Source organism: Tsukamurella serpentis, from assembly GCF_054780975.1.
Genome location: NZ_BAAGVH010000001.1, coordinates 191,576 through 212,395, shown reverse-complemented (window position 1 = coordinate 212,395; position 20,820 = coordinate 191,576). Strand labels below are relative to the sequence as shown.

Annotated in this window: 16 protein-coding genes; 11 read left to right on the top strand and 5 right to left on the bottom strand. The window is 68.9% G+C overall.

The window, feature by feature from the left end; translation table 11 throughout:
* Positions 1–4: 4 nt before the first annotated feature.
* Positions 5–1,690, bottom strand: a complete 1,686-nt coding sequence (locus ACYVHG_RS00995; RefSeq protein WP_461165562.1) for a DEAD/DEAH box helicase — start codon at positions 1,688–1,690, stop codon at positions 5–7.
* A gap of 154 nt (positions 1,691–1,844) precedes the next feature.
* Between ACYVHG_RS00995 and ACYVHG_RS00990 the strand changes: the two genes are divergently transcribed.
* Positions 1,845–3,044 carry a YihY/virulence factor BrkB family protein gene (locus ACYVHG_RS00990; RefSeq protein ID WP_461165561.1) on the top strand — a complete coding sequence of 400 codons (1,200 nt, stop codon included), beginning with the start codon at positions 1,845–1,847 and terminating at the stop codon, positions 3,042–3,044.
* 3 nt (positions 3,045–3,047) lie between these two features.
* Here the strand turns inward: ACYVHG_RS00990 and ACYVHG_RS00985 are convergent, their stop codons facing one another.
* Positions 3,048–3,284 (bottom strand): DUF3039 domain-containing protein, encoded by a 237-nt coding sequence (locus ACYVHG_RS00985; protein WP_461165560.1) that lies wholly within the window; start codon positions 3,282–3,284, stop codon positions 3,048–3,050.
* Between the two features lie 39 nt (positions 3,285–3,323).
* On the opposite strand from ACYVHG_RS00985, the gene ACYVHG_RS00980 reads away from it, so the two are divergent.
* The 3 genes from ACYVHG_RS00980 (at position 3,324) to ACYVHG_RS00970 (ending at position 6,250) form a co-directional block, all read left to right on the top strand.
* Positions 3,324–3,659 (top strand): DUF3099 domain-containing protein, encoded by a 336-nt coding sequence (locus ACYVHG_RS00980; RefSeq protein ID WP_461165559.1) that lies wholly within the window; start codon positions 3,324–3,326, stop codon positions 3,657–3,659.
* Positions 3,659–5,137: a DUF7782 domain-containing protein gene (locus ACYVHG_RS00975; protein WP_461165558.1), complete on the top strand. Its 1,479-nt coding sequence runs from the start codon at positions 3,659–3,661 to the stop codon at positions 5,135–5,137. Before ACYVHG_RS00980 ends, ACYVHG_RS00975 begins: the two co-directional genes overlap by 1 nt.
* A 111-nt stretch (positions 5,138–5,248) precedes the next feature.
* On the top strand, positions 5,249–6,250 hold the full coding sequence (locus tag ACYVHG_RS00970) for a sigma-70 family RNA polymerase sigma factor (RefSeq protein ID WP_461165557.1): 1,002 nt from the start codon (positions 5,249–5,251) through the stop codon (positions 6,248–6,250).
* A 30-nt stretch (positions 6,251–6,280) separates the two neighbouring features.
* Here ACYVHG_RS00970 and ACYVHG_RS00965 read toward each other — a convergent pair whose 3' ends face one another.
* Positions 6,281–8,995 carry a bifunctional acetate--CoA ligase family protein/GNAT family N-acetyltransferase gene (locus ACYVHG_RS00965; RefSeq protein WP_461165556.1) on the bottom strand — a complete coding sequence of 905 codons (2,715 nt, stop codon included), beginning with the start codon at positions 8,993–8,995 and terminating at the stop codon, positions 6,281–6,283.
* Complete coding sequence (locus tag ACYVHG_RS00960) at positions 8,988–10,220, bottom strand: acetoin utilization protein AcuC (protein ID WP_461165555.1); 1,233 nt, start codon at positions 10,218–10,220, stop codon at positions 8,988–8,990. The genes ACYVHG_RS00965 and ACYVHG_RS00960 overlap by 8 nt, the downstream gene beginning before the upstream one ends.
* Before the next feature lie 115 nt (positions 10,221–10,335).
* On the opposite strand from ACYVHG_RS00960, the gene ACYVHG_RS00955 reads away from it, so the two are divergent.
* A complete protein-coding gene (locus tag ACYVHG_RS00955; RefSeq protein WP_461165554.1) occupies positions 10,336–11,019 on the top strand; it encodes a metal-dependent transcriptional regulator in 684 nt (227 codons plus the stop codon).
* A gap of 2 nt (positions 11,020–11,021) precedes the next feature.
* A complete protein-coding gene (galE, locus tag ACYVHG_RS00950; RefSeq protein ID WP_461165553.1) occupies positions 11,022–12,008 on the top strand; it encodes a UDP-glucose 4-epimerase GalE in 987 nt (328 codons plus the stop codon).
* Positions 12,009–12,030: 22 nt separating this feature from the next.
* Here the strand turns inward: galE and ACYVHG_RS00945 are convergent, their stop codons facing one another.
* Positions 12,031–13,086 (bottom strand): DUF4192 domain-containing protein, encoded by a 1,056-nt coding sequence (locus tag ACYVHG_RS00945; RefSeq protein WP_461165552.1) that lies wholly within the window; start codon positions 13,084–13,086, stop codon positions 12,031–12,033.
* Between the two features lie 167 nt (positions 13,087–13,253).
* Between ACYVHG_RS00945 and ACYVHG_RS00940 the strand changes: the two genes are divergently transcribed.
* From ACYVHG_RS00940 to ACYVHG_RS00920, 5 genes are all read left to right on the top strand, one after another.
* Positions 13,254–15,206 (top strand): APC family permease, encoded by a 1,953-nt coding sequence (locus tag ACYVHG_RS00940; RefSeq protein WP_461165551.1) that lies wholly within the window; start codon positions 13,254–13,256, stop codon positions 15,204–15,206.
* Between the two features lie 146 nt (positions 15,207–15,352).
* A complete protein-coding gene (locus ACYVHG_RS00935; protein ID WP_461165550.1) occupies positions 15,353–16,306 on the top strand; it encodes a proteasome assembly chaperone family protein in 954 nt (317 codons plus the stop codon).
* Complete coding sequence (locus ACYVHG_RS00930) at positions 16,303–17,253, top strand: alpha/beta fold hydrolase (RefSeq protein WP_461165549.1); 951 nt, start codon at positions 16,303–16,305, stop codon at positions 17,251–17,253. The genes ACYVHG_RS00935 and ACYVHG_RS00930 overlap by 4 nt, the downstream gene beginning before the upstream one ends.
* Before the next feature lie 77 nt (positions 17,254–17,330).
* The gene (locus ACYVHG_RS00925) at positions 17,331–18,299 is read left to right on the top strand and encodes an alpha/beta fold hydrolase (protein ID WP_461165548.1); all 969 of its coding nucleotides are present in this window, start codon (positions 17,331–17,333) and stop codon (positions 18,297–18,299) included.
* Between the two features lie 22 nt (positions 18,300–18,321).
* Positions 18,322–20,817 carry a DEAD/DEAH box helicase gene (locus ACYVHG_RS00920; RefSeq protein WP_461165547.1) on the top strand — a complete coding sequence of 832 codons (2,496 nt, stop codon included), beginning with the start codon at positions 18,322–18,324 and terminating at the stop codon, positions 20,815–20,817.
* The last annotated feature ends 3 nt before the right edge of the window (positions 20,818–20,820 follow it).

Below are 20,820 nucleotides of genomic sequence, written 5' to 3'. Positions count from 1 at the left end.
CGAGTCACTTCCAGGTGCGCAGCGCGCTGATCCGCTCGCGCAACTGATCCGCCGTGGCCATCGCGGTCACCGGTCCGCCGAGCTTGCTCCGCAGCTCGTTGTGCACCACGCCGTGCGGCTTCCCGGTGCGATGGTGGTGCATCGCCACCAGCGAGTTGAGTTCGCGGCGCAGCGCGGCGAGTTGCGCGCCCGCGGTGGCGCGTTCGGTCACCTGCGCCGGTGCCGGCCGCTCCACCGCCGCGGGCGTGGCGACCTGCTCCTTCTGGCGCTGCTGCAGCAGTGCCCGCATCTGTTCCGCGTCCAGTAGTCCGGGTAGGCCCAGGTAGTCGGCCTCGTCCTCGCTGCCGGAGAAGGTGGCGGTGCCGTACGAGGAGCCGTCGTAGATGAGTTGGTCGAGTTCGGCGTCGGCGTGCAGCGAGACGAAGGCCTTCTCCTCCTCACCCGGCTCGTCCTTCTGCTTGTTCGCGTCGGCCAGCAGCGCGTCCTCGAGTCCGTCGGACTCGCGGTGCGGCTTGCCCAGGACGTGATCGCGCTGCTCCTCGAGCTTCGCGGCCAGGTCCAGCAGGACCGGCACCGACGGCAGGAAGACGCTGGCCGTCTCCCCCGGCACCCGCAGGCGCACGAACCGGCCGATGGCCTGCGCGAAGAACAACGGCGTCGAGGCGCTGGTGGCGTACACGCCCACCGCCAGGCGCGGAACGTCCACGCCCTCGGACACCATGCGCACCGCCACCATCCACTTGTCGGTGCTGTCGGAGAACTCACTGATCCGCTTCGAGGCGGTCGGATCGTCGGACAGGACCACGGTGACCTTCTCGCCACTGATCTCAGTCAGCAGTTCCGCGTAGTCCCGCGCTGTGGTCTGGTCGGTGGCGATCACCAGGCCACCGGCGTCGGGGATGGCACGGCGCAGTTGGTCGAGCCGGGTGTTCGCCGCGTGCAACACCGCCGGGATCCAGTCGCCGTGGGGGTCCAGCGCGGTGCGCCAGGCCCGGGCGGTCTGCTCCTTGCTCAGCGGTTCACCCAGACGTGCGGTGAACTCCTCCCCCGCACTGGTCCGCCAGCTCGCCTGCCCCGAATAGGCGAGGAAGACGACCGGCCGCACCACGCCGTCGGCCAGCGCATCGGAATAGCCGTAGACGTGGTCGGCCTTCGACCGCTGTCCACCGCCGAACTCGGGTTCGTAGGTCACGAACGGGATCGGATTGTCGTCACTGCGGAACGGGGTACCGGTCAGCGCCAGTCGGCGGGTGGCGTCGGCGAAGGCCTCCCGCACACCCTCACCCCAGCTCCTGGCGTCGCCGGCGTGGTGGATCTCGTCGAGGATCACCAGGGTCTTGTAGGCGGCGGTGCGCGCGTGATGCTTGTACGGGTGCATGCCCACCTGCGCGTAGGTGATCACCACACCGTCGAAGTCCGACGAGGTGGCGCCGGAGGAATTGCTGAAGTTCGGGTCCAGGTTGATCCCGTTCCGCGCCGCGGCCTGAGCCCACTGGTACTTCAGATGCTCGGTGGGTGCGACCACAGTGATCCGCTCGACGGTGCGATCGGCCAGCAGTTCAGCGGCCACGCGCAGCGCGAAGGTGGTCTTACCGGCCCCCGGCGTCGCGACCGCGAGGAAGTCCCGCGGCTTCGCTGCCAGGTACTTCGTGAGTGCGCGTCGCTGCCAGACACGAAGTGAAGCCGCCATCGAGAAAAAGCACCCCTAAACCGCATGAAAGGGCCCGCCGCGAGTGGTTTGCCAGGACGAGCGGGCCGTTGTCGAACTCTCAAGCAGTCTAGCCGCAACACGCGGCCGCACCGGTGCCGACGTGATCGACCCCGGTGCGGAAGACTGGAGGGTGATGGAACACGCACACCGCGCGCCGAACGACCGGCAGCCCGGTCCCTCGTCGGGCCCCGGGCCGGATTCGGACGGCCCGCGCACCCGCGACCTGGACCGCCGCCGGCGCGCACCGCTGCACCTGCGGACCTGGGCCGCGGTCCGCGGTCTGCCGCACGTGCTGTGGCGCACCGTGGTGAAGTCCTGGGACGATTCCATCGTCGGTCACAGTGCACAGGCCGCGTTCTGGCAGACGCTCTCGCTGCCTCCACTACTACTGGGTCTGCTCGGCCTCACCGGTTACGTGGCCGGTTGGTTCGGGCCGGACACGATCAACGTGATCCACGACAAGATCATCGCCGGAAGTGCTTCGGCGTTCACTCCGAACGTGGTCGAGGAGATCATCAAACCCACTGTCGAGGGCGTGCTGCAGCAGGGCCGCGGCGACGTGGTCTCGGTCGGCTTCATCATCGCACTGTGGGCCGGTTCCTCGGCGTTGTCGTCGTTCGTGGACTCGATCTCGATGGCGCACGATCAGCACACCGTCCGCAATCCGGTGCACCAGCGGCTGTTCGCCCTGCTGCTGTACATCGAGTTCCTGATCCTGGCGGTGTTCACCCTGCCGCTGGTGGCGCTCGGTCCTACGTTGATCATCAAGTACATTCCCGCTTCGTGGCACCCGGCGGTCGCACGCCTGATCGACCTCGGTTACCTGCCGTTCGTGGTGCTCATGCTGGTGGGCGGGCTCGCACTGCTCTACCGGCAGGCGCTGCCACGACCACTGCCGTGGTACCGGCACGTGCCCGGCGCCGCGCTCGCGGCGCTGATCTTCCTGGTGACCTCGACCGGGCTGCGGGTGTACCTGTCGTGGATCTCGGTCGGGCGCGGCTACTCCTACGGCGCGCTGGCCACGCCGATCGCGTTCCTGCTGTTCACGTTCTTCCTCGGCTTCGCGGTGATGGTCGGCGCGGAGTTCAACGCCGCCCTGCAGGACCGGTGGCCGGCCCGCGAGATCCGCACCGATCAGCTCCGCGGCTGGGTCGTCGAGCAGATGAAGGAGGCCGGGATCGACAATCCCGGCCGGGTGGCCGCGCAGGGTCTACGACGCGCGACCGACCCGATCCGGCGACGGGGCCGGCCACCGGCCGAGGCCGCCACCGCTCAGGCCGCACCGTCGCCGCCGGGCGACCCCGCTCCGCAGGGGTCCGGCCGCTCGCGCTGACGCCTACTTCTTGAGGCGGTCGTAGATCTTCTTGCAGTCCGGGCAGACCGGCGAGCCGGGCTTGGCCGACTTGGTGACCGGGAAGGTCTCCCCGCACAGCGCGACCACGTAGTTGCCCATCACCGCGGACTCGGCGATCTTGTTCTTGCGCACGTAGTGGAAGAACTTGGGAGTGTCGTCGTCGTTGCCGGAGTCGGCATCGACGTCGACGTCCGGCTTCTCAAGAGTCTTCGTGCTCATGACTTTCATTCTGCCAGGTGCAGTGGGACGATCGTAGGCGTGGGAAACAATCGGGACGCCCCGTACGTCATCACCAACGCGGAGGAGTCGTACGAGGAGCAGTACCGGCGGCGAGTCCGCCGGTACCTCATGATCATGGCGATCCGCATTCCCGCCCTCGTCATCTCGGTGTGGATCTACTCGGCGACGGGGAACTGGGTGATCGCCCTGGCGGTTCTCGCCGGCTCGATCCCGATCCCGTGGATCGCGGTGATCCGCGCCAACGACCGCCCCAAGAAGCGCCGTGGTGAACCCGACCGGTTCACCGCCCGCAAGCTCGACCGGCTGGCCCTGCAGGGACACCAGATCAAGACCGTCTCCGAGCACGGCGACTAGTGGAGCTCGATCCCGGCCTGACCCCGCTGTGCCGTCGCCTGGGTCCGGTCCTGCGTGCCGCCGGTCTCTCCGAGGCCGCCGTCGCCGAGCGCCTGGGCGACCAGTACGGGTGTCTCTCGCGCGGTGAACCGGGCCCGGTCGAGGCCGCGGCCTGCGGTGACGATCCGCTGGACGTGCTGATCCGCCTCTTCCTGGCCGCAGCCCCGGTCCCGGCCGCGCTGGTCGACAGCGCCCTGGGCCCGGTCACCGCCGATGAGGCCGTCGGGGCGGGTCTACTCGAGCGCGATCCGGATGATCCGACGCGGGTACGGGCCGCGCTGAGCCTGCGGCCGCTGGATCTGCCCGACGGTCCGCAGTGGTTCGTCTCGGATCTCGACGGACTGATGCGTCCGCATCCGCAGCACCGGGAGCACGTACTGGGCGTCGGACACGCCTCGCAGTCGCTACTCCGCGCCACGCCGCGCGATCACGCGGGCACCGTCCTCGATCTGGGCACCGGGTGCGGAGTGCACGCCTGCTCGGCCACCCGGTTCGCGAACGCGGTGACCGCCACCGATGTCAGCGAGCGCGCCGCCGGTTTCGCCGCGGCCTCGGCCGCGCTCAACGGTGTCGACATCGAGGTACTGACCGGCGACTGGTTCGAGCCGGTGGCCGGGCGGCGGTTCGATCTGCTCCTGGCGAACCCGCCGTTCGTGGTGGGCGAGGGCCGGGTCGAACACACCTACCGCGATTCCGGTCTCGACCTCGACGGGGCCTCCGAACTGGTGGTGCGAGGCGCACCGGAGCACCTGTCCCCCGGCGGCACCGCGGTACTGCTGGCCTCGTGGGTGCACCGCGAGGAGCAACCCTGGCAGACGCGGGTCGCGTCCTGGTTGCCTGCCGACGGGGTCGCGGCATGGGTACTGCAGCGCGACGTCGCCGATCCGGCGCTCTACGTCGGGACCTGGCTACGGGATGAGGGCCTGGACCCGCGCACCGGCGAGGGCAGGATCAAGTCGGACCGCTGGCTGGCCCACTTGGCCCGGGCCGGGGTGACCGGGATCGGTTTCGGATTCGTCTTCCTCCGCGCGGCCGAGGGCCCGTCGGAGGTGGTGTGCGAGGAGCTTGCGCACCCCTTCGAGGATCCGCTCGGCTCCGAGGCTCCCCAGCACTTCAGCCGGATGCAGGTGCTGCGGGACATCGATCTCGATGCTGCGCGACCGGTGCTCGGCGATGACGTCGCGTTGGAGCGGGTCAGCGTCGCCGGAGACGAGGGCTGGGACGAGGTGGCGGTGCGGGTGACCCGGATGTCCGGACCGAGGTGGACTCACGAGATCGATGACGACGGTGCCCGCCTGCTCGCCGGCGCGAGCGGTTCGCTCACCGTCGAGGATCTGGTGGCGCTCCTGGAGGTCGCGACCGGGCAACCGGACCTGACACAGCCGGCCCACCGCCTGCTCGCCGACCTCTACCGCCACGGGTTCATCACCCTTCTTTAAGCAACTTCTCAGTACGGCTTCCTGTTTGCGCTGGTCAAGCGGTTGAACCTCGGGAACTCAGCCCGAGCGTCGTCCGTTGAACTGATGTACCGGCGAACAGGAGGCAGCCACATGGCACACCGCGTCAACACCGCTAGCACCGCAGCCCGCCCCGCTGATCGGGTGCGGCCCCCGCTGACCGAGGCGGATCTCGATGCACAGAGTCCCGCCGCTGATCTGGTGCGCGTGTACCTCAACGGAATCGGCCGCACGGCCCTGCTCACCGCTGAGGACGAGGTCGAGCTGGCGAAGCGGATCGAGGCCGGGCTCTACGCCCAGCACCTGCTGGCCACCAAGAAGCGGATGGCGGCGTCGAAGAAGCGTGACCTGGCGTTCATCGTCCGCGACGGTCAGGCCGCCCGGCAGCACCTGCTGGAGGCCAACCTGCGACTGGTCGTCTCCCTGGCCAAGCGGTACACCGGGCGCGGGATGCCGCTGCTGGACCTGATCCAGGAGGGCAACCTCGGACTGATCCGCGCGATGGAGAAGTTCGACTACGCCAAGGGCTTCAAGTTCTCGACCTACGCCACCTGGTGGATCCGCCAGGCGATCACGCGCGGCATGGCTGATCAGTCCCGCACGATCCGGCTGCCGGTCCACCTGGTGGAGCAGGTGAACAAGCTGGCGCGGATCCGCCGTGAACTGCACCAGCAGCTCGGCCGGGAGGCCACCGACGCCGAGCTCGCCGCCGAGTCGGGCATCCCGGCGGAGAAGATCGCGGACCTCATGGACCACTCGCGGGACCCGGTGAGCCTGGACATGCCGGTCGGCTCCGACGAGGAGGCACCGCTCGGCGACTTCATCGAGGACGCCGAGGCGGCTTCGGCGGAGTCCGCGGTGATCTCCAGCCTGATGCACAGGGACGTCCGCTCAGTGCTCGGCACCCTGGATGAGCGCGAGCAGCAGGTGATCCGCCTGCGGTACGGCCTCGAAGACGGCCAGCCGCGCACCCTCGACCAGATCGGCAAGCTGTTCGGGCTCTCCCGCGAACGCGTCCGGCAGATCGAGCGCGAGGTCATGAGCAAGCTGCGCAACGGTGATCGCGCCGATCGCCTGCGCGCGTACGCGAGCTGACAGTCACTCCCGAAGGAACCGCGCCGGCGCTCAGAGCCGGCGCGGTTCCGCTTGTTGGGTGAGCAGATCGTTGGCGTGGCCGATGGTGACCACCGAGGACAGCACCGAGGCGCCGTCGGTGGTGGCCAGGATCGGCTGGCAGTCGATCGTGCGGATCTCGGGTACCTCGTACGCCAGTGCCGCCACGCGTACCACCACGTCGATCAGCGCGGCACGATCGACGCCGGCTTCCCCGGCGAAGCCGGCGAGCAACGGCGCCGACCTGGTCGCGGTCACCAGGTCCTGCGCGGAGGCCTCGGTCAACGGGAGCAACCGGTAGGCGCGGTCGCCGAGCAGTTCGGGCACCGCGCCGCTGAGCCCGAACGAGAGCAGCGGCCCGATCTTCGGATCGTTCTCGTAGCCCACCGCGCAGCCGACGCCCTTGTCCGCCATCTTCTGCACGTGCAGAGTCCGCTCACCGGTGGCACCGGAGAGTTCCGCGAAGGCGTCCGCGACGGCCTGCGGACCGGTGAGGTCCAGCCGCACTGCGGCGAGGTCGGCGCGTAGTCGCCAACGCTCCCCCATGGCCTTGATCGCCACCGGGTAACCCAGTCGATCCGCGGCGGCGACCGCTCCGGCCGGGTCCGCGGCCACTTCGAACGGGACCACATCGACTCCGTACAGGCCCAGCAGTCGCGCGCTCTGCTCGAACGTCAGGGTGATCGCACCACCGTCGGAATCGGCGGGCGGCAGCCACTCCCGCACCGACGTGCGGGCCTCCTCGGCGTGGGTACGGTCCGGGCGGGCGGTGTCGGAGATCGGCCGGGCGCGCCACTGCGCGTACCGCCAGCCCTGCGCGAGGACGTGGGCCGCCCGCTCGGGTTCGGGGTACGACGGGACCGAGCCGCGGAGCCGGACACCGTCGTCGTCGGTGACGGCGAGCAGTTCGGTGACTCCCTCGAAAGCGAGGAAGGTGGAGACGATCGGCTTGATCAGCTTCCGGGACGCCTCCAGCAGCACGGCGGCATGAGCCTCCGGCGGTGCCTCCACCGGCGGTACGAAGACGGCGATGATCGCGTCCACGCGATCGTCCGCGAGTGCCGCGTCGATGGCGGCACGGAACTCCTCCGGGGACGCCGCTGCACCGAGATCCACCGGTTGGGCGACGTCGAGCCCTTCCCGGATACCGGTGTGGGTGGCCAGCACTCCGAGCGCGGTGGAATTGCCGATCACCGCGACCCGGCGGCCCTTGGGGAGCGGCTGGTAGCTGAAGAACGTGGCGCAGTCGAACAGCTCGGGTATCGAATCGACTTGCACCACACCGGAGTTCTCGAACAGCGCCTCGTTGGCGCGTTGCCGCCGATCGACGTCGACACCACCGCGGTGTACTGCCACGATGGGCTTCTGCCGCGCCAGCCGGCGAGCGATGCGACCGAACTTGCGCGGGTTGCCGAAACTCTCCAGGTACAGCAGTACCACTTCGGTGGCCGGATCTGTGTCCCAGTACTGCAGCACGTCGTTGCCGGAGACGTCGGCACGGTTCCCGGCGGAGACGAACGTCGACAGGCCCACCCCGCGCGAGGCCGCGGTGTCGAGGATCGCGATGCCCAGCGCGCCGGACTGGCAGAAGAACCCGACGTTGCCCCGTCCCGGCACCACCGGGGCGAGGGTCGCGTTGAGCCGCACCTGCGGATCGTTGTTGATCACCCCGAGGGCGTTGGGGCCGATCAGCCGCATCCCGTGTGAACGGACCGCGGCGACCAGCCGCTGTTCGGATTCGGTACCGCGGCCACCGGCGTCGGAGAAGCCGGACGAGACCACCAGCAGGGTCCGCACGTCCTTGGCGAGGCAGTCGTCGAGCACCTGGCGCATGTTGTCGGCCGGCACCGCCACCACGGCCAGGTCGACCTGGTCCGGGATGTCGCGGACGGACTCGTAGGCCCGGATCCCGACGACCGACCGCCGGTCCGGGTGCACCGGGTACACCGGTCCGGTGAAGTCCCCGGCGATCAGGTTGCGCAGCACCGCGTGCCCGACCTTGCCCGCAGTGGTCGACGCCCCGATCACCGCGACCGACGTGGGCCGCAGGGCGTTGCTGACGCTGCGCGCCTCCGATGCCAGTTCGCGGGCGTTCCGGACGGCCACCAGGGCGTCGGTCGGGTCGATTCCGAACTCCACGTGCACGACGCTGCCGTCGAAGCTGCGACGCAGCTCGTACCCGGCGGCCTTGAACACGTTGACCATGTACCGGTTCTCGGCGAGTACCTCGGCCTCGAACCGGTGGAAGCCGTTCTCGGCCGCAGCGCCGGCCAGGTGTTCGAGCAGGATCGGTCCGAGTCCGCGGCCCTGGTGCTCGTCAGCGACCACGAAGGCGACCTCCGCGGAGGACGGTTTCCCCGATTCGGCGAGCCCCTCGTACAACCCGACCGCGATGATCCGCCCGCCGAGCACGGCCAGGAAGCACACCCTCTGGTCGTGGTCGACGGTGGTCATCCGGGCCACGTCCCGTGGCGGCATCACCGGGTACGGGCCGAAGTAGCGCAGGTAGCGGGTCCGCTCGGACAGGCCGCCGTGGAACTCGACCATGGCGTCGGCGTCGTCGGGCACCACCGGCCGCAGGTGCACCACGCCTCCGTCGGAGGCGAGCACGTCGGCCACCCAGTGCGAGGGGAACTCGTAGGGTCCGGGCGCGGGGCCGCCGACCTTGGGGGCGGGGAACGGGTCCGTGGCGGGTCCGGAGGGGTGCAGCGGTGGCTCGTCAGTCACGAGGGTCCTCCGGGTCGAGTCCGTGCAGAGGGAACACCGCGGTGCGCGCCCGGGTGATGAACCTGTCGACGGCCGCTTCTGCGGACGGTTCGCCCGCATGGTCGAAGGACGAGGGTTCCCAGGGCGTGAAGTCGGTGTCGCCGCCTTCCCCCATAGCCTCCGGGATCGCGCTCGTACCCGCAAGCACCTTCGGGTGCAGTTCGCCGACCAGGTCCTTCCACACGTCGGGGATCGGGGTCGCCGGATCCACATCGACTCCCACGACCGCTCCGATCAGGTGGGTCCAGGCTCGGGGCACCACGCTGATCAACTGGTAGCCGCCTCCTCCGACGGCGAGCCACCGCCCGTCGCAGAGTTCGTCGGCGAGCCCGCGCATGGCCAGAATCGCGGCGCGTTGCCCGTCCACGGTCAGCGACAGGTCGGTCAGCGGATCGGCGGCGTGCGAGTCGCAGCCGCACTGGCTGATGATGATCTGCGGGCGGAACTCCCGGACGATCGACGGGACCACCGCGTGGAAGGCGCGCAGCCACAGCGCATCGGAGCAGAACGCCGGAACCGGGACGTTGATCGCGGTGCCGCGGGCCTCGGGCCCACCGAGTTCGCTGGGGTACCCGGTGTGCGGCCAGAGGTGTCGCGGGTCCTCGTGCAGGGAGACGGTGAGCACCCGCGGGTCGTTCCAGAACTGAGCCTGGACACCGTCACCGTGATGGGCGTCGATGTCGATGTAGGCGACCCGGTCGTAGCCGTTGTCGAGCAGCCAGGAGATCGCGATGCCGACGTCGTTGTAGACGCAGAAGCCGGAGGCGTGGGTGCGCATGGCGTGGTGCATGCCACCGGCGATGTTGACCGCGCGAGTGGCCGCGCCCTCGGCGATCGCCTGGGCTCCGGTGAGGGTGGAGCCGACGATGCCGGCGGCGGCCTCGTGCATGTTGAGGAAGGTGGGGTTGTCGTCGTTGCCGAGCCCGTAGCCGGTGAGGTCGATGCTGGAGCGGCCGGAGCCGGCGACCCGCACCGCGGCCTGGTAGTCATCGGTGTGCGCGCGGCGCAGGTGGTTCTCGTCGAATCTGCGCGGCGCGGTCAGTTCGACACCGTCGAGCACTCCGAGCATCCGCGACAGTTCCAGGGTCAGATGCAATCGCACCGGGTCCATGGGGTGGGAGTGGGAGAATCGGTATTCGAGTACCGAGGGATCCCAGACCACCTGGGAGTCGGGGAACCGGGCCATGCACCGGGACACTATCGGTTGCCATCCTGCGACGCGCCGAAGTTAGGTAATCTTTACTACGGAATGGGGACGGTTGTCTCGGTTAAGCTGACGGCGACGATAAGGAGCTGGATACGTGAACGATCTGGTGGACACCACCGAGATGTACCTGCGCACGATCTACGAGCTCGAGGAAGAGGGCGTCGTCCCCTTACGGGCGCGGATCGCCGAACGGCTCGAGCAGAGTGGCCCCACGGTGTCGCAGACCGTGCAGCGGATGGAGCGCGACGGCCTCGTCCGGGTGGCCGGTGACCGTCATCTGGAGCTCAGCGACAAGGGCCGTCAGTTGGCGATCGCCGTCATGCGCAAGCACCGTCTCGCGGAGCGACTGCTGGTGGATGTGATCGGCCTGCAGTGGGAGAACGTGCACGCCGAGGCCTGCCGCTGGGAGCACGTGATGAGCGAGGACGTCGAGCGGCGTCTGCTCGACGTCCTGGGCAACCCCACTACCTCGCCGTACGGCAACCCGATCCCCGGCCTCGCCGAGTTGGGTGTGGTGGTCGGCGGTGAGCAGCCCCGGCCGGCTCGTCTCACCGATCTCGCCCAGGGCGGACCGACCGCCGTGGTGATCAAGCGCTTGGCCGAGCACGTGCAGGCCGACACCGACCTGATCAGCCGGTTCCGCGCTGCGGGCGTCGTCCCGGACGCCCGCGTGAGCGTCACCGTCCAGCGCGGCGCAGTGGTCATCTCCGTCGCAGGCCACGAGGACTTCGAGCTCCCCGACGAGATGGCGCACGCGGTCTTCGTCGAGGCGGTGTAGCGGTGCAGCTCTTGGTGACCGGCGGTGCCGGCTACGTGGGCAGCGTGTGCACGCAGGTCCTGCTCGAACGCGGCCATCAGGTGACCGTGCTCGACGACCTGAGCACCGGCAACCGGGACGCGGTTCCCAGCGGCGCGCGTTTCGTCGAAGGGGACGTGGCCACCGCCGCCCGGCCGCTGCTCAGCGACGGCGAGTTCGACGGCGTTCTCCACTTCGCGGCGAAGTCCCTGGTCGGCGAGTCGGTGAATCATCCGCACAAGTACTGGCAGGGCAACGTGGTCTCCACGCTCGCGCTGCTGGACGCGATGCTGGCGGCCGGGGTGGAGCGCCTGGTGTTCTCGTCGACGGCCGCCACGTACGGCGAGCCCGATACGGTGCCGATCACCGAGGGGGCCCGAACGGAACCGACGAACACCTACGGCGCCACCAAGCTCGCGATCGACGCCGCGATCACCTCCTACGCCACCGCGTACGGACTGGCCGCGGTCTCCCTGCGGTACTTCAACGTGGCCGGCGGGTACCGGGGATTCGGCGAGAACCGTGAGGTGGAGACCCACCTCATCCCACTGGTACTGCAGACCGCCCTGGGGCAGCGTGGGGAGATCTCCGTCTTCGGCTCCGACTACCCCACTCCCGATGGCACCGCGGTGCGTGACTACGTGCACGTCAAAGACCTGGCCGATGCCCATCTCCTGGCGCTCGATCACGCGAAGCCCGGAACGCACGAGGTGTTCAACCTCGGCTCCGGCGCGGGATTCTCGGTGCGCCAGGTGATCGACACCTGCCGCGAGGTCACCGGGTGCGAGATCCCCGAGGTCGCGGCGGACCGGCGTGCGGGCGATCCCGCCGTCCTGGTGGCGTCCTCGCAGCGCGCGGTCGACGAGCTGGGCTGGCGACCGCAGCACACCGATCTGCGGGGCATCGTCGCCGATGCCTGGGAGTTCACCCGTGCGCTCGGTGATCGGGCGCACGCAGCGCGTTCGAACTGACAGCACCGGAGTATCCCCGGTCTCATCCGGCCAGCTCCACCTCCCCCGTCCGCGGCGGTAGCCGCACCCCGAGCCGGCTCGCCACCGCGAAGCCGGTCTCTGCCACCGCGGTCATGTCGCTCGGCGGCAGCCCCGCGGTGAGCGCCCGCGCCAGCAGGTGCGCCGCGCGGTACCGGGAGTCCGCCAGCAGAGCGGCGTCGAGCGCGATCCCGGTGATCGGTCCCTCGCCGTGCAGATAGGCTGAGGCCGCCACCAGCGTCGCCGCCGCTGCGCGCGGGGTACCGCGTAAGCGTCGCGCCAATTCGGCGAACAGGGTGCGGGCCTCGTCGGCGACCACCGTCAGCGCCAGTGCCATCGCCGCATCGCGGACCATGAGATCGAGTATCGCGCCGCCGAGTAGCGCCACATCGGCGTCACTGAGCGGGTCGGTTCCCGGCCCGGTGATCGCACCGAGTAGCGCCGTGAGCAGCTCGCCCGGATCTCCTCCGGCCTCGGTGGACGCCGCTCGGCGGCACTGCGCCGCGGGTACTCCGGGCCCCTCCGGCATCAGTTGCCCGGTCAGTGCGTCCCGAGAGGCGTGGATGGTGCGGCCCTCGACCACGGCGGTGAGCATCGCCACCGACTCGGCGGGGTCACTCATCTCACCGCTCTCGGCGTGCCGGCAGACCCACCGCTGCCCGGCGGCCAGTCGCGGGACCAGAAACAGGTCGGCGATCTCGATATCGGGCTCGGCGACCGACCGTGACCGGGCGCAGTTCTGCAGTGCCCGGAGCACTGCGCCGGTGACGGAAGCGGAGATCCGGTCGTCGACGACCACACACAGCACGCGGTCGGCGCCCTGCGTACGGATCATGCGCATCGCCTCGACGATGTAATCGCGGCTGGTCCTGCGCAGAGTGCCGGTGCGGGTGAGTTCGAGGTCGGTGCGAGCGGTGGCGCCGACGGTCCTGGTGATGTCGTCGTAGGCGAGCAGTATCACCGATCGACTGGGATAGAAGCCGATGAGGGCCGGGATCGAGGCGAGCAGGTCGGCCACGGAGCCGACGGATGCGAGTGCTGGAGCGTGGTGTGCGGTCATACCTGCGAATGCTCACCGACCACTACGACGCCGAGCCGACGCTGGCGCCCCGTCATTCCCATTTTCGTTATGAAACCTTCTTCGGCCGGGCCCGGTATCCACAGCGATCCCCGACGTTCCGGACATCGGCCGCGCGGGTCCGGCGCTCGGGATCACCGGGGGCTACTGTGAAGCCCGTGATCGGCCTTCCGCGGTTCTCCGACCGCACGCGCAACTGGTTCCTCAGCGGCATGTCCGAGCGAGCGGGCACCCACGTGGGGCCGCACGCCAGTGATGTTGAGCATCCGCAGCCGTGGTGGAAGGTCATGTGCCTGACCGGTGTGGACTACTTCTCCACCCTCGGCTACCAACCGGCCATCGCGTTCATCGCCGCCGGCGCGGTCTCGCCGATCGCCACCCTGGTGCTGATCGCGCTGACCCTGTTCGGCGCGCTCCCGGTGTACAAGCGGGTCTCCCGGGAGAGCTTCAACGGATCGGGATCGCTGGCCATGTTCGAGCGGCTGCTCCCGTGGTGGGGCGGCAAGCTGTTCGTGCTCGGCCTACTCGGTTTCGCGGCCACCGACTTCATCATCACCATCACGCTCTCGTCGTCCGACGCGGCCGAGCACATCGTCGAGAACCCCCTGGTCCCGTCGTACCTGCACGGCATGAACATCCCGATCACCCTCGGCCTGGTACTGGCCCTGGGACTGGTCTTCCTGAAGGGCTTCCGGGAGGCGATCGGGGTCGCGGTCGTGCTGGTGGTGGTCTACCTGTCGCTGAACGTGGTGATCATCGCGGTCTCGCTGTGGCACGTCGCCGAGCGGCCGCAGAAGATCATCGAGTGGCAGGACCTGCTGTGGACGGAGTACTCGAATCCGCTGATGGTGGCCGCGGTGGCGCTGGTGGTCTTCCCGAAGCTGGCGCTGGGCCTGTCCGGATTCGAGACCGGTGTCGCGGTGATGCCGCAGATCAAGGGTGACCCGAACGACCCGCCGGAGTATCCGGCCAAGCGGATCCGGGACACCGGCCGGCTGTTGACCACCGCCGCGGTGATCATGAGCGTCCTGCTCGCGACGTCGAGCTTCGCGACCACCCTGCTCATCCCGGCGAAGGAGTTCGAGCCCGAGGGCGGGGCGAACGGCCGCGCACTGGCGTGGCTGGCGCACGAGTACCTGGGCAACACCTTCGGCACCGTCTACGACGTGTCGACGGTGGCGATCCTCTGGTTCGCCGGTGCATCCGCGATGGCGGGAATGCTCAACCTGGTGCCGCGGTACCTGCCGCGCTACGGCATGGCACCACGGTGGGCCTCCGCGGTACGACCGCTGGTGGTGGTGCTGACCGTGATCGCGCTGGTGATCGTGCTGATCTTCGAGGCCGACGTGAACGCGCAGGGCGGCGCCTACGCGACCGGCGTGCTGGTGCTGATGACCTCGGCGGCGATCGCTGTGACGATCTCCGCCCGGCGCAAGCGTCAGACCGGCGCCACCTGGGCCTTCGGCCTGATCTCGGCGGTGTTCGTCTACACCACCATCGACAACATCATCGAGCGGCCCGACGGTGTGCGGATCGCGGCGCTGTTCATCCTCGCGATCGCGCTGGTCTCCATCGGCTCGCGGGTACGGCGGTCCTTCGAGTTGCGAGCATCGTCGACGGTCTTCGACGACAAGGCCCTGGAGTTCATCCGTGACGATGCGAAAGCCCAGCACGCGATCCGGATCGTCGCCCACGAGCCCGACGTGGACACCAAGAAGGAGTACCGCGACAAGGTGCGCGCCGAGCGCAAGTTCGGCCACATTCCGGGGCGCTCACGGGTGATCCTGCTGGAGGTGTGGCCGCGCGACTCCTCGGACTTCGAGGAGGACCTGGAGGTACGGGGAATCGAGAAGTTCGGCTACCGGCTGCTGAAGGTCCGGTCCGGCAGTGTGGCGAACACTATCGCCGCGGTGCTGTTGTACATCCGCGACGAGACCGGAGTGGTACCCGAGGTGTACTTCCAGTGGTCGGAGATGAACCCCGTGCTCAACATGGGTAAGTACCTGGTCGAGGGAACCGGTGAGGTGGCCGCGGTGTGCCACGAGGTGCTGCGCCAGGCCGAGCACGACGCCAAGCGCCGGCCCACCGTGCACGTCTCCTGACGTCCGGCCGAATCGCCTCCGTCGTTACGCCGTGAGCGGAAACACGACCCGTCAGGGAATCGGGACAAGTTTCGTGAAGTTGTCCCGGGTGTGTAAGGGTGGTGGTTCCTCCACCTGACGGAGGCGCGTTGTCTGGAGGTTGACGCATGGACGAGCAGTCCCACATGTACGAGCTGGAGTTCCCCGGTCCCGCGGTGTCCGACACCGACGGCGATGGACCGGTGCTGGTGCACGCGCTGGACGGCTACGCCGACGCCGGACACGCACTGCGGGTGCTGCGCAAGCACCTCAAGGCGAACCTCTCCGCCGAATTGGTGGCCTCGTTCGACGTGGACGAGCTGATCGACTACCGCTCCCGGCGACCGTCGATGACCTTCGAGGACGGTTTCACCGGCGTCGACGACCCGGAACTGAACCTCTACGCCGTGCGTGACACCACCGGCAAGCCGTTCCTGCTGCTCGCGGGCGCCGAACCCGACCTACGGTGGGAGGGTTTCGTCAGCGCCGTCGCAGGTCTCGCCGAGCGTTTCGGCGTGCGCACCGTCGTCGGCCTGCACGCGATCCCGATGGCGGTGCCGCACACCCGCCCGGTGCCGGTGACCGCCCACGGCAACAAGCCCGAGCTGCGCAGCGACCTTCGCTCGTGGGACGGCACCATGCGCATTCCGGGTAGCGCCGCAGCCCTGCTGGAGCTGCGGATGGCCGACAAGGGCTACGACACCCTCGGCCTGTCGGTGCAGGTGCCGCACTACCTGGCGCAGAACGATTACCCCGAGGCCGTGCTGGGCATGATGGGTGCCCTGCGCTCGACGGTGGGGCTGTCCCTACCCGACGGTGACCTGCCCGCCGAGGCCGCCGAACTGCGCGAGCAGATCGACGCCCAGGTCTCCGCTAACCAGGAGATCGCGCAGGTCGTCGAAGCACTGGAGCAGCAGTACGACCAGGCCGCACAGCCTCCGCAACCGCGTGAGCTGCTGATCGCCGAGGGCGAGGCGATCCCCAGCGGCGACGACCTGGCCAGCGAATTCGAGGCATTCCTGGCCGAACAGGCCGGGGACGACGATGCGGGCGAGGCCTCGCGGGGAGGTACCGACGCATGAGTCGAACACGCCGGCGTTTCGCGACCATTCACGGTCACCGCCGGGCCTACCGGATCGGCGGCAACGGCCCGGCCCTGCTGCTGATCCACGGTATGGCCGACAACTCCTCGACCTTCGAGCCGGTGCTCGACGAGCTCGCGCAGAGGTACACGGTGATCGCCCCGGACCTGCTCGGGCACGGCGACTCGGACCGACCGCGCGGTGATTACTCACTCGCTGCTTTCGCCAACGCGATGCGCGACCTGCTGCTGTACCTGGGAATCGAGCGGGCGACGGTGGTCGGTCACTCCCTCGGCGGCGGCATCGCCGGTCAGCTCACCTACCAGTACCCCGAGATGGTCGAGCGTCTGGTGTTCGTCGACTGCGGCGGGGTCACCCGTTCGGTCTCGCCCGTGCTGCGCGCGGCCTCCCTGCCGCTGTCGGAACTCGCCTTCCGGGCCCTCGGCGTCCCCGGCGCTCTCCCGGCCGCCACCACCGCACTGAACCTGCTGGGGCGGCTGCCGATGAAGATGTTCGTCGACAACGCGGAATGTGCGCGGATACTGGCCGGACTCCCCCGCTCGGGCACCCCGAGTGCTTTCGCACGGACCCTGCGCGCGGTGGTCGACCCGATGGGCCAGGTGATCACCATGCTCGACCGCAGCTACCTCGGCGCTGAGATCCCCGCGCTCGTGATCTGGGGTTCGGACGACCCGATCATCGGGGTCGACCACGCTCACCTGCTGCACGCGGAACTACCGGCTTCCCGCCTGGAGATCTTCGACGGTGCCGGGCACTTCCCCTACCGCAACGATCCGCAGCGATTCCTGACGGTGCTCACCGAGTTCATCGAGTCCACCGACGCCGCGCAGCTGACCCGCGACGATCTGCAGCACGCACTGCGCCGTGATCTGCACCTCGATGCCGATCCCACGGGCATCGGTGCACCAGCCGAAACCGTGGCGTAACGCGGTACACGAACGCCGGTAACGCCGCGCGCGGACACTCCTGAGAACCGGAGGTTTCAGCGCGAGGAGGTACCGCGATGAGTTCGGATGTACTGCCCTTCCGGGCGCGCCCCTACGCGCCGGAACTGTGCTTCACGACGATCCACGGGCACCGTCGGGCCTATCGGACCGGAGGCAGCGGCCCCGCGATCCTCCTGCTGCACGGCATCGGCGACAACTCCCTGGTGTGGGAGCCGGTGATGGAGCGGCTGACCGACCGCTACACGGTGATCGCCCCGGACCTGCTCGGTCACGGCCTCTCGGACCGTCCGCGGGCCGACTACTCGGTCGCGGCGTTCGCCAACGGGATGCGTGACCTACTGTGCTTCCTCGGCATCGAACGGGTCACCGTGGTGGGGCATTCGCTGGGCGGCGGTGTCGCCGGCCAGTTCGCGTACCAGTTCCCCGAGATGGTCGAGCGGGTGGCCTTCGTCGCGCCCGGCGGGGTCGATCATCACGTGGCCCCGTTGCTGCGGCTGTTGTCGCTCCCCTTCGCCGAGCAGGCCGTGGCACTGACCGCCCTGCCCGGAGCGAAGCACGTGCTGTCCGGCGCGTTGATGGTCGCGGCAGCGCTCCCGGGACCGTTACGCGCGGACGCGGTGCAGCTTCGCCGCGCTCTGGACCGGATGCCGAACACGGCCTCGCCGCACGCCTTCACCCGGACGCTGCGGTCGGTGGTGGACCTGCGCGGGCAGGTGGTCACCATGCGTGATCGATGCTATCTGACTTCCCAATTGCCCACCTTGGTGACCTGGGGCGCCGACGATTCGATCATTCCGGCGACCCACGCGGAGATCCTGCGCGAGGCGATGCCGACGGCGCGGGTGGAGGTCTTCGACGGTGTCGGGCACTTCCCGATGACCGAGATTCCGGACCGGTTCCTGGAAGTGCTCACCGAGTTCCTCGTCGGGACCGAGCCGGCCCGACTGGCGCGTACCCACCTGCGGGACGGTCTGCGCGCCGCTGCCGGGGTCACCGTCACCGAGCCGGTCCAAGAACTGGGCTGAGCCGGCCCGTAGAGTCACACGGGTGAATCTCACCGACCTGCTGCCCGAGAACCCGACGGCGGACGCGGTCTTCGAGGCGTTCACCGAGTGGACCACCGACCGCGGGATCGAGCTGTACCCGGCTCAGGAGAAGGCACTGATCGCCGCCTGCTCCGGGGCGAACGTGATCGTGGCGACCCCCACCGGTTCAGGGAAGTCCCTGGTGGCGATGGGTGCGCAGTTCGGTGCACTGGCGCAGCACCGGCGCACCTACTACACCGCACCGATCAAGGCGCTGGTCAGCGAGAAGTTCTTCGCCCTGTGCGAGGTCTTCGGCACGGAGAACGTGGGCATGGTGACCGGCGACGCCGCGGTCAATGCCGATGCCCCGATCGTCTGCGCCACCGCGGAGATCGTGGCGAACCTGGCGCTGCGGGAGGGCGCGGATTCCGACATCGCGCAGGTCGTGATGGACGAGTTCCACTACTACTCAGAACCGGACCGCGGGTGGGCCTGGCAGGTCCCGTTGATCGAGTTGCCGAAGGCGCAGTTCGTGCTGATGTCCGCCACTCTGGGCGACACCGCGTTCTTCGAGAAGGACCTGAGCCGCCGCACCGGCCGGGAGACAGTACTGGTAGCCGGTGCGGAACGTCCGGTGCCCCTGCAGTTCTCGTACTCGACGATGCCGATCCAGGATCAGATCACCGAGCTGGTGACCACGCACCAGGCGCCGGTGTACGTGGTGCACTTCACCCAGCAGTCCGCCGCCGAGCGCGCACAGGCACTGATGTCACTGCCTCTGACCAGCAAGGACGACAAAGCGGCGATCGCCGCAGCGATCGGGGATTTCCAGTTCACCACCGGTTTCGGCAAGACCCTGTCGCGGCTGATCCGTGCGGGCGTCGGCGTGCACCACGCCGGGATGCTCCCCCGCTACCGTCGCCTGGTCGAGAAGCTGGCTCAGGAGGGCCTGCTGAAGGTGATCTGCGGTACCGACACCCTCGGCGTCGGCATCAACGTGCCCATCCGCACCGTCTACCTGACCGGGCTGACCAAGTTCGACGGTAACCGCACCCGCCATCTCCGGGCCCGGGAGTTCCACCAGATCGCCGGTCGCGCGGGTCGCGCCGGTTTCGACACGATCGGCACTGTTGTCGTGGCCGCACCGGAGCACGAGATCGAGAATGCTCGGCTGGAGGCGAAGGCAGCGGGAGATCCGAAGAAGCTCAAACGGATCCAGCGCAAGAAGCCGCCCGAGGGTTTCGTCTCCTGGGGCCGGGCCACGTTCGAGAAGCTGGTGGGCGCCGATCCGGAGCCGTTGGCATCGCGGATGGCGGTGACGAACTCGATGCTGCTCAACGTGATCGCCCGCCCGCAGAACTGTTTCGATGCGATGCGGCATCTGTTGGAGGACAACCACGAGTCCCGGCGTCAGCAACTCCGGCACATTCGCACCGCGATCACCCTGTTCCGCGGTCTGGAGTCCGGTGGGGTGGTCGAGAGGCTGGACGCGCCGGACGGGTTCGGCCGGCACGTACGACTCACCGTCGACCTGCAGCCCGACTTCGCACTGAACCAGCCCCTGGCGCCGTTCGCGCTCGCCGCCCTGGAACTACTCGATCCCGAGTCTCCCGAATACGCCGTCGATGTGATCTCGGTGATCGAGTCGGTGCTCGACGATCCGCGTCCGGTGCTGCGCGCGCAGCAGAACGCGGCCCGGGGTGCTGCGGTGGCCGAGATGAAGGCCGATGGAATCGACTACGAGGAGCGGATGACGCTCCTCGAGGACATCACGTACCCGAAGCCGATGGAGGACGTGCTGGCCCCGGCGTTCACGACGTACGCTGCGGGCCACCCGTGGGTCACGCAGTTCGAACTGTCACCCAAATCGGTGGTCCGCGAGATGATCGAGCGGGCGATGACCTTCAACGATCTGGTGTCGAAGTATCAGCTGGGCAGGTCCGAGGGTGCGGTGCTCCGATACCTCTCGGACGCCTTCCGGACCCTGCGGCACACCGTTCCGGAGGCCTCCCGCACCGATGAGCTCGACGATTACATCGCCTGGCTGGGCGCTCTGGTGCGGTACGTGGACAGTTCCCTGGTGGACGAGTGGGAGGAGATGACCGCACCGGATCCGGTGCGGGCGCACGCCAGCGCGCCGGAGATCGGGCGGTCGGCCTCACTCACCTCGGACGAGCGGGCGTTCGCGGTCATGGTGCGCAATGCCCTGTTCCGCCGGGTGCAGCTGGTCGCACAGGAGGAGTACGACCTGCTCGACGAGATGGACCCCGGTGTCGACTGGTACGCGGCCTTCGACGACTACTACGAGGAGTACGACGACATCTCCACCGGTGCCGATGCCCGTGGGCCGCAGTTGTTCTCACTGGACACCTCGATGCCGCGGGCTTGGCGGGTGCGTCAGACCATCGCCGATCCGGACGGCGATCACGGGTGGGCGATCACCGCCGTGGTCGATCTGCCCGGCTCGGACGAGCGCGGTGACGTGGTGCTGGTGGACGTCGAAGTGGTCTCCGGCTAGGGC

What these genes read in the sequence shown, in the direction of transcription:
- ACYVHG_RS00935 (WP_461165550.1), top strand. Translation starts at nt 15,353, where the DNA reads ATGGACGAGCAGTCCCACATGTACGAGCTGGAGTTCCCCGGTCCCGCG.
- ACYVHG_RS00960 (WP_461165555.1), bottom strand. Translation starts at nt 10,220, where the DNA reads ATGGCCCGGTTCCCCGACTCCCAGGTGGTCTGGGATCCCTCGGTACTC.
- ACYVHG_RS00970 (WP_461165557.1), top strand. Translation starts at nt 5,249, where the DNA reads ATGGCACACCGCGTCAACACCGCTAGCACCGCAGCCCGCCCCGCTGAT.
- ACYVHG_RS00995 (WP_461165562.1), bottom strand. Translation starts at nt 1,690, where the DNA reads ATGGCGGCTTCACTTCGTGTCTGGCAGCGACGCGCACTCACGAAGTAC.
- ACYVHG_RS00925 (WP_461165548.1), top strand. Translation starts at nt 17,331, where the DNA reads ATGAGTTCGGATGTACTGCCCTTCCGGGCGCGCCCCTACGCGCCGGAA.
- ACYVHG_RS00985 (WP_461165560.1), bottom strand. Translation starts at nt 3,284, where the DNA reads ATGAGCACGAAGACTCTTGAGAAGCCGGACGTCGACGTCGATGCCGAC.
- ACYVHG_RS00945 (WP_461165552.1), bottom strand. Translation starts at nt 13,086, where the DNA reads ATGACCGCACACCACGCTCCAGCACTCGCATCCGTCGGCTCCGTGGCC.
- ACYVHG_RS00930 (WP_461165549.1), top strand. Translation starts at nt 16,303, where the DNA reads ATGAGTCGAACACGCCGGCGTTTCGCGACCATTCACGGTCACCGCCGG.
- ACYVHG_RS00990 (WP_461165561.1), top strand. Translation starts at nt 1,845, where the DNA reads ATGGAACACGCACACCGCGCGCCGAACGACCGGCAGCCCGGTCCCTCG.